The 420-nt window shown below is 66.4% G+C and carries 3 tRNA genes; all 3 read left to right on the forward strand.

Going from position 1 to position 420, the window contains the following annotated elements:
• The first annotated feature begins 12 nt into the window (after positions 1–12).
• Positions 13–89, forward strand: a tRNA-Asp gene (locus ACXAHG_RS23555).
• An 82-nt stretch (positions 90–171) separates the two neighbouring features.
• Positions 172–248: transfer RNA gene (locus ACXAHG_RS23560), tRNA-Asp, on the forward strand.
• A gap of 81 nt (positions 249–329) precedes the next feature.
• Positions 330–406 (forward strand) — tRNA-Asp (locus ACXAHG_RS23565).
• The last annotated feature ends 14 nt before the right edge of the window (positions 407–420 follow it).

A 420-nucleotide genomic window follows, 5' to 3' on the forward strand; every position in this document is an offset into this window, starting at 1 on the left:
GGATCGCAGCGGGCGGTTGTAGCTCAGTTGGTTAGAGTACCGGCCTGTCACGCCGGGGGTCGCGGGTTCGAGCCCCGTCAACCGCGCCACTGCTGCGCCTAATCCTGAGGTCAAACAGGATCCGCCCCGGAGGGGACCTGGACTGGAAACGGTCCGCCGCAAGGCGAAAATGCGGTTGTAGCTCAGTTGGTTAGAGTACCGGCCTGTCACGCCGGGGGTCGCGGGTTCGAGCCCCGTCAACCGCGCCACTTTCGCCCGCCGCCCTGGCGTTTCAGGGTCCGCCCCGGAGGGGATCAAAGGTCGGAAACGGCCAGCCGAAAGGCCCATGCGCGGTTGTAGCTCAGTTGGTTAGAGTACCGGCCTGTCACGCCGGGGGTCGCGGGTTCGAGCCCCGTCAACCGCGCCACTTTCTTCCCTGGA

The organism is Leisingera sp. ABD4_442, assembly GCF_056160905.1.